We start from the raw sequence: 6,249 nt of genomic DNA, 5'->3' as shown, positions 1-6,249 counted from the left end.
GGCACGATAAACCTCCGTCAGCTGTTTACCGTACTGTTATAACCTGTTACCCATGTGCCCGGTTTAAAGTGTTACCCATGTGACCGGTTCATACACGGCGAGCGCCCCTGACACGTTCGCCGTCACTGAAGCCGCATTGATGAACGTAGTCTGAGCGAACGGAACCCTTCCACCAAACAAAACCCCTACCCCCAAACAAAACAATCCCCTTCATCATTGATCCAACAACAGGATTTACCCCCTTAGGGTGATGCCCCATCTACCCCTTGTCACATATTGTTACCACACTCCAATAACCGCATCGTTAATGCGGACTCCCTCTTTATTAGTACGACTGGATTGCAAGGATTGCCGATGGCAGACGTGTCGAGACGAAGTTTATTAACGGGCTGGCGCAACAGCGCGCCCGAATTTCGTCCACCCTGGAGCGGCGGCGAGGATCATTTCGTCGAGCACTGCACCCGCTGCCAGCAATGCGTGACCGCCTGTCAGACCCGTGTGCTGACAATCGGCGCAGGCGGCTTCCCGAAAATGGATTTCGACCAGGCGGAATGCACGTTTTGTTACGCCTGCGCCGCCCATTGTCCGGAGAAGCTGTTTTTACCGCAAAGCGCCACGCCCTGGGATGTCCAGTTATCCATTAGCGAACACTGCCTGGCGCACCGCCAGGTGGAGTGCCGCTGTTGTCAGGACGCCTGTGAAATGCAGGCGATACGTTTTCGCCCCACGCTGAACGGCATCGCCCGTCCTGAACCTGATGTGTCTTCGTGTACCACTTGCGGGGCGTGTATTCCGGCCTGTCCGGTTTCAGCTATCACCCTAAGGAGTCGTCATGAGTAGTGAATGGCACGTATCCAGTTTATTCGTCCAGACGCGCCCTGACGCCACCGAAAGCGTGACGCAGTTGCTCAACGCCATGGCGAATACCGAGGTCGCAGCCAGTGAAGAAACCACCGGGAAACTGGTGGTCGTGATGGAAGCCGCCAGCAGCGCGGCATTGATCGAAAGAATTGAGTCGGCACGTAATCTCGCAGGCGTGCTGGCGGTGTCGCTGGTTTACCACCAGCAGGATGAGCAAGGTGAGGAAACACCATGAAACTCAGTCGTCGTAGCTTTATGAAAGCTAACGCCGTCGCCGCGGCCGCTGCGGCAGCGGGCATCAGTGTACCGTCCGTGGCCCGGGCGGTCGTCGGACAACAGGATGCCATTAAGTGGGACAAAGCCCCGTGCCGTTTTTGCGGTACCGGTTGCGGCGTATTAGTCGGCACCCAGAACGGCAAGATGGTGGCCTGCCAGGGCGACCCGGATGCGCCGGTCAACCGTGGGCTGAACTGTATTAAAGGCTATTTTCTGCCGAAAATCATGTACGGCAAAGACCGTCTGACCCAGCCGCTACTGCGCATGAAAGACGGCCAGTACAGCAAAGAGGGCGAGTTCACCCCGGTTAGCTGGGAACAGGCCTTTGATGTGATGGAGCAAAAATTCAAAACCGCGCTCAAGGAGAAAGGGCCTGAGTCGGTGGGGATGTTTGGCTCCGGCCAGTGGACCGTGTGGGAAGGCTACGCGGCCGCGAAGCTGTTCAAAGCCGGTCTGCGCTCCAACAACATCGACCCGAACGCGCGTCACTGCATGGCGTCGGCGGTGGTCGGCTTTATGCGTACCTTCGGTATGGATGAGCCGATGGGCTGCTATGACGATATCGAGCAAACCGATGCGTTCGTGCTGTGGGGCTCTAATATGGCGGAGATGCACCCGATCCTGTGGTCGCGCATCACCAACCGTCGCCTGTCCGATCCGAACGTGACCGTGGCGGTCCTGTCGACCTTCCAGCACCGCAGCTTTGAGCTGGCGGATAACGGCATGGTCTTTACCCCGCAGAGCGACCTGGCGATCCTTAACTACATCGCCAACTACATTATTCAAAACAACGCGGTTAACGAGTCGTTCTTTAAACAGCACGTCAATCTGCGTCGCGGCGCAACGGACATCGGCTACGGCCTGCGCCCGAACCACCCGCTGGAAAAAGCCGCTAAAAATCCGGGTTCCGATGCCTCTGAGCCGATGACCTTTGACGAGTACAAAGCATTCGTCGCGGAATACACCCTGGAAAAAACCGCCGAAATGACCAGCGTGCCGAAAGATCAGCTGGAAGCGCTGGCGCAGCTGTATGCCGATCCGAAGAAGAAAGTGATTTCTTACTGGACCATGGGCTTCAACCAGCACACCCGCGGCGTGTGGGCCAACAACCTGGTGTACAACATCCACCTGCTGACCGGGAAAATCTCTCAGCCGGGCTGTGGGCCATTCTCTTTGACCGGCCAGCCGTCCGCCTGTGGCACCGCGCGCGAAGTGGGTACCTTTGCTCACCGTCTGCCGGCTGACATGGTGGTGACCAACGAGAAACACCGCGATATCACTGAAAAAATGTGGCAGCTCCCTGCCGGCACCATTCCGGCGAAAATTGGTCTCCACGCGGTCGCGCAGGACCGCGCCCTGAAAGACGGCAAGCTGAACGTTTATTGGGTTATGTGCAACAACAACATGCAGGCCGGGCCGAACATTAACCAGGAGCGTATGCCGGGTTGGCGGGATCCGCGCAACTTCGTGATCGTCTCCGATCCGTACCCGACCGTAAGCGCCCTGGCAGCGGATCTGATCCTGCCGACCGCCATGTGGGTCGAAAAAGAGGGCGCCTTCGGCAACGCCGAGCGCCGCACTCAGTTCTGGCGTCAGCAGGTACAGGCACCGGGCGAAGCCAAATCCGACCTGTGGCAGTTAGTGACCTTCGCAAAACGCTTCAAAGTGGAAGAGGTGTGGCCGGAAGAATTGCTGTCCCAGAAGCCGGAATACCGTGGCAAAACTTTGTTCGACGTGCTGTTTGCTAACGACAACGTCAAGAAATTCCCGGTAAGCGAACTGGCGGAAGACCAGTTGAACGATGAATCCCGCGAGCTGGGCTTCTATCTGCAAAAAGGTCTGTTCGAAGAGTACGCCGCTTTCGGGCGCGGCCACGGCCACGACCTGGCGCCGTTCGACGATTACCACAAAGCGCGCGGTCTGCGCTGGCCGGTGGTCGACGGTAAAGAAACCCAGTGGCGCTACAGCGAAGGCCACGACCCGTATGTGAAAGCGGGCGAGGGCTACAAATTCTACGGCAAGCCGGATGGCAAAGCGGTGATTTTCGCGCTGCCGTTCGAGCCGGCGGCGGAAGCGCCGGATAAAGAATACGATCTGTGGCTGTCTACCGGCCGCGTACTGGAGCACTGGCACACCGGCAGTATGACCCGCCGCGTGCCGGAACTGCACCGCGCGTTCCCGGAAGCCGTGCTGTTTATCCATCCGCTGGACGCGCAGTCTCGCGGCCTGCGTCGCGGCGACAAAGTGAAAGTCGTTTCCCGTCGCGGCGAGCTGGTTTCCATTGTGGAAACCCGTGGACGTAACCGTCCGCCGCAGGGGCTGGTGTACATGCCGTTCTTCGACGCCGCGCAGCTGGTTAACGTACTGACCCTCGACGCCACTGACCCGCTCTCTAAAGAGACGGACTTCAAGAAGTGCGCCGTGAAGGTTGAGAAGGTGTAACCACCGTGGCCAGGGAAAACGCACCACGACCGGCTCGCCGCCGCTTCCTGCGCGATATGGCGCGGGCGGCGGGCGGATTAACCGCCGTCGCCGTGGTGCTGGGGCTTGGACAGCAGCGTAGCCACGCCACGGGGGTGCGGTTACGCCCGCCCGGCGCGCTGGGCGAGCCGGGGTTCTCCCGCGCTTGCGTGCGCTGCGGGCAATGCGTTCAGGCCTGCCCTTACGACACGCTCAAGCTGGCGACGCTGGCGTCCGGCCCTGAGGCGGGTACGCCCTATTTCGTGGCGCGGGATATTCCGTGCGAAATGTGTGAAGACATTCCGTGCGCCAAAGCTTGCCCCAGCGGCGCGTTAGATAAAGAGATCGCCTCGATTGACGATGCGCGCATGGGGATCGCCGTTCTGCTCGATCAGGAAAACTGCCTTAACTTCCAGGGCCTGCGTTGTGATGTCTGTTACCGGGTTTGCCCGTCGATTGACACCGCCATCACCCTGGAACTGGAGCGCAATGCCCGTACCGGCAAACACGCGCGTTTCCTGCCGACGGTGCACAGCGATGCCTGCACCGGCTGCGGGAAATGCGAGAAAGCCTGCGTGCTGGAACAGGCCGCCATCAAAGTGCTGCCGCTGGATCTGGCGCGCGGCGAGCTGGGGCATCACTACCGTTTCGGTTGGCTGGAGGGAAACCATGGCAAATCGTAAACAGGACGCCGGGCGCGATGCGCTGGCGGTAAAAGGGGTGTTTGGCGCTTACGGCTGGCTGATGGCGCGTCGCGTGACGCAACTGCTGGTGCTGGCGCTGTTCCTGAGCGGTCCGTGGTTCGGGGTGTGGATCTTACGCGGCAACTACAGCAGCAGCCTGCTGCTGGATACAGTGCCGTTAAGCGATCCGCTAATGATTGCCCAAAGCCTGTTGAGCGGTCATCTGCCCGGCGTGCTGGCATTACTCGGCGGCGTGCTGATTCTGGCGCTGTACAGCCTGGCGGGAAAACGGCTGTTTTGCAGCTGGATCTGCCCGGTGAATCCGTTAACCGATCTGGCCGCCTGGCTGCGCCGCCGCTTCGACATCACCCCGTCCGCCACGCTGCCGCGCTGGCTGCGTTATCTGGTGCTGGCGATGGTGCTGTTCGCCAGCGCGCTCACCGGTTCGCTGCTGTGGGAGTGGGTGAATCCGGTGTCGCTGATGGGGCGCGGAGTGATCTTCGGCTTCGGCGCGGGGATCTGGCTGCTGCTGGCGCTGTTTCTGTTCGATCTGCTGGTGGTGGAGCACGGCTGGTGCGGCCACGTGTGCCCGGTCGGCGCGATGTACGCGCTGGCGGGGCAAAAAGGTGTGTTTACAGTGAGTGCGGCGGGTCGTGAACGTTGTACGCGTTGTATGGATTGTTTTCACGTTTGCCCGGAGCCGCAGGTTTTACGGTCGCCGGTGCTGAATAAGGAAAGCCCGGTAGAGATTTCGGATCGCGATTGCATGACCTGCGGTCGCTGCGTCGATGTCTGTGCTGAAAAGGTTTTAAAAATGACAACAAGATGGAGTTCGGGAGCAAAATCATGAAAAGCCAAGTCCTGAAAAATGGATTCTTTCCCTGGATGACCGCATTGATGCTGTTAATAAGCGGTGCGGCGTGGGCGGCGGATTCGGTGGACTTTACACAGTCGCCGGAAGTGTCGGGCACGCAGGAGGGCTCCATACGTATGCCTAAACAGCAAGAGAAAATGGCGCTGAATTACGTAAACCAACCGCCGATGATCCCCCATAGCGTGGACGGGTATCAGATCACCACCAATACCAACCGCTGCCTGCAATGTCACGGTGTCGAGCACTACCGGACCACCGGCGCGCCGCGTATCAGCCCGACCCACTTTATGGACAGCGACGGCAAAGTGCTTTCTGGTGTAGCGCCGCGTCGTTATTTCTGCCTGCAATGCCATGTGCCGCAAACCGACGCGCCGGCCATCATTGAAAACACCTTCACGCCTTCGAAAGGCTTTGGTCAGTGAGGGATGATATGGAAAAACAACGTAAACCTGGCCTGATCCGCCGGATCTGGCAGTGGTGGCGACGTCCGAGCCGTCTGGCGCTCGGTACGCTGCTGCTTATCGGCTTCGCGGCGGGGATTATCTTCTGGGGCGGCTTCAATACCGGTATGGAAAAAGCCAACACCGAAGAGTTCTGCATTAGCTGCCATGAAATGCGCAATAACGTCTATCAGGAGTATATGGAGACGGTGCACTACAACAACCGCAGCGGCGTGCGCGCCACCTGCCCGGATTGCCACGTGCCGCACGAGTGGGGCCCGAAAATGATCCGTAAAATCAAGGCCAGTAAAGAGCTGTACGGCAAGATTTTCGGCGTGATCGATACCCCCGCCAAGTTTGAAGATCACCGTTTAGAGATGGCGCAAAACGAGTGGCGGCGAATGCAGGGGAACAACTCGCAAGAGTGCCGCAACTGCCATAACTTCGATTATATGGATTTCACCGCCCAGAAAACGGTGGCCGCTAAAATGCACGACCAGGCCATCAAGGAAGGGAAAACCTGTATCGACTGTCATAAAGGCATCGCCCATAAACTCCCGGATATGAGCGAAGTGAAGCACGGCTTCTGATGCTACTGAGCCGCCCGCAACGGGCGGCTTTTTTTCTGCGCTTTTCGACGTACACTAGACGCCTG

At 58.9% G+C, this 6,249-nt stretch carries 7 protein-coding genes; all 7 read left to right on the top strand.

Annotation, left to right across the window (positions count from 1 at the left end):
• Positions 1 to 354: 354 nt before the first annotated feature.
• Genes napF through napC form a run of 7 tightly spaced genes read left to right on the top strand, consistent with a single transcriptional unit; the run spans position 355 to position 6,184 of the window.
• The gene (gene napF / locus FHW74_RS05020) at positions 355 to 840 is read left to right on the top strand and encodes a ferredoxin-type protein NapF (RefSeq protein ID WP_183169412.1); all 486 of its coding nucleotides are present in this window, start codon (positions 355 to 357) and stop codon (positions 838 to 840) included.
• Positions 833 to 1,096, top strand: coding sequence for a chaperone NapD (gene napD, locus FHW74_RS05015; protein WP_183169411.1), 264 nt, complete (start codon positions 833 to 835; stop codon positions 1,094 to 1,096). The genes napF and napD overlap by 8 nt, the downstream gene beginning before the upstream one ends.
• Positions 1,093 to 3,579, top strand: coding sequence for a nitrate reductase catalytic subunit NapA (gene napA / locus FHW74_RS05010; protein WP_183169410.1), 2,487 nt, complete (start codon positions 1,093 to 1,095; stop codon positions 3,577 to 3,579). Before napD ends, napA begins: the two co-directional genes overlap by 4 nt.
• Before the next feature lie 5 nt (positions 3,580 to 3,584).
• Positions 3,585 to 4,280: a ferredoxin-type protein NapG gene (napG, locus tag FHW74_RS05005; RefSeq protein ID WP_183169409.1), complete on the top strand. Its 696-nt coding sequence runs from the start codon at positions 3,585 to 3,587 to the stop codon at positions 4,278 to 4,280.
• Entirely contained in the window at positions 4,267 to 5,130 is an 864-nt protein-coding gene (gene napH / locus FHW74_RS05000) for a quinol dehydrogenase ferredoxin subunit NapH (protein WP_183169408.1), read from the top strand. Before napG ends, napH begins: the two co-directional genes overlap by 14 nt.
• Positions 5,127 to 5,576: a nitrate reductase cytochrome c-type subunit gene (gene napB / locus FHW74_RS04995; protein ID WP_125295683.1), complete on the top strand. Its 450-nt coding sequence runs from the start codon at positions 5,127 to 5,129 to the stop codon at positions 5,574 to 5,576. Before napH ends, napB begins: the two co-directional genes overlap by 4 nt.
• An 8-nt stretch (positions 5,577 to 5,584) precedes the next feature.
• Positions 5,585 to 6,184 carry a cytochrome c-type protein NapC gene (gene napC, locus FHW74_RS04990; RefSeq protein ID WP_183169407.1) on the top strand — a complete coding sequence of 200 codons (600 nt, stop codon included), beginning with the start codon at positions 5,585 to 5,587 and terminating at the stop codon, positions 6,182 to 6,184.
• Positions 6,185 to 6,249 lie beyond the last annotated feature (65 nt).

The organism is Atlantibacter sp. RC6 (assembly GCF_014193285.1).
In the GTDB taxonomy this organism is placed as follows: domain Bacteria; phylum Pseudomonadota; class Gammaproteobacteria; order Enterobacterales; family Enterobacteriaceae; genus Atlantibacter.
The sequence above is the reverse complement of the archived record's forward strand: the minus strand, read 5'-3'. Positions and strand labels throughout refer to the sequence as shown.